We start from the raw sequence: 1299 nt of genomic DNA, 5'->3' as shown, positions 1-1299 counted from the left end.
GCTGCCACCGAACAGCCGGGACGCGCTGGACTCCCACCGCACCTCGCCGAGGACCTCGACCTGTCGAAAGTCGGAATGTTCGGTCACTCGCTAGGCGGGTCGACAACCGTGCAAACGATGCACGACGACCACCGTGTCCGTGCCGGCGTCGATCTGGACGGCCCGATCCTGGGCTCTGTCGCCGCGGACGGTCTCGACCGGCCGCTGCTGATGCTGGCCAGCGACACCTCGCCCTGGTTCGGCAATCCGGGCTGGGAACCGCGCTGGGCAACCAACACCGGGGTGAAGATCCCCCTGCGCATCGCAGGAACCCAGCACATGTCGCTGTGCGACCAGCAGATCATCCTGCCGCAACTGACCACGGCCGGCCTGCTCGAGCCCGCCAAGAAGGCCGAAGCAGTCGGCACAATCGACACGGCCCGTTCGATCGACCTGCAACGGGCTTACCTGCTTGCCTACTTCGACGCCACCTTCAGCCAGCCTGGCACCGACATTGCTCAAACGATCGCCAGGCTCGCTCAGCCGGAGATGCTTCCTCACCCGTGAAGCACCCGCCGGTTACTCGCCGCCGAATGCGGCGCTGGTGGTGGCGGCGAAGTCGATTTGGCGTCGTGCGTTCGACAGTGTGCTGACCACGGAGGTGCCGACCGGGCCGGTGCGGTCGTAGAGGGTGGCGCTGCCGATGGACACGCCCGCCGAGGCGATGGTGTTGTCGGCGCGTAGTCCGAGGTCGCAGCCGATCGGCAGACGCGAAAGCGCCACGGTCACATCGGCGTTGATGTAGCCGGCGCCTTCGGTGCCCCAATGACACACGTGGTTCGTGGAGTCACCCAGGATCGCTGCGCGCTGGAACCCAGTGATCGGTTCCCCGGCGACCAGTGGTGGCAGGTTCTGCCAGAAGATTTTGCGGTCGGCGTTTTGATTCGCCGCGAAATCCTCGGACCAGTCGCGATCGCCGCTCTTGAACAGCGGCGGCGTCCCGCCGGGCACAGCACTCTCCTGCGGCGGAACCGGCAGCGGTTCGTCTCGGCTCCAGAGCTGGCCAGGCGGTTCGGTCCCGGTGGTGAGGAAAACGGCTGTCGCCCTCACACGTTGCTGACCGTCTTGCGACAGTGCCGCGTCGGCAACAGTGATTCGAGATCCTCGACGGACCACCGTGCTGCGCAGATCGAACGCGGCGTTGTCGACCGGTTGATACAGGTCGACTGTGAGTCGAGCGGGGATGAAGCCCTCCGGGCAGTGGGTCTCGAGTTCCCGGGCGAGCATGCCGGCCACGGCTGTTCCGCTCAGTTTGGTCGG

The 1299-nt window shown here is 66.4% G+C and carries 1 protein-coding gene and 1 pseudogene; one reads left to right on the top strand and one right to left on the bottom strand.

What is annotated here, in order from left to right:
- Positions 1 to 546, top strand: a pseudogene (locus tag A5780_RS03285) (hypothetical protein); the annotation flags it as partial.
- Between the two features lie 12 nt (positions 547 to 558).
- Here the strand turns inward: A5780_RS03285 and A5780_RS03280 are convergent.
- Positions 559 to 1299, bottom strand: a 741-nt coding sequence (locus A5780_RS03280; protein WP_156769347.1) for an acyl-CoA thioesterase domain-containing protein, incomplete at its 5' end; no start/stop codon positions are given.

The organism is Nocardia sp. 852002-20019_SCH5090214, from assembly GCF_001665865.1.
Lineage (GTDB): Bacteria > Actinomycetota > Actinomycetes > Mycobacteriales > Mycobacteriaceae > Nocardia > Nocardia nova.
The sequence above is the reverse complement of the archived record's forward strand: the minus strand, read 5'-3'. Positions and strand labels throughout refer to the sequence as shown.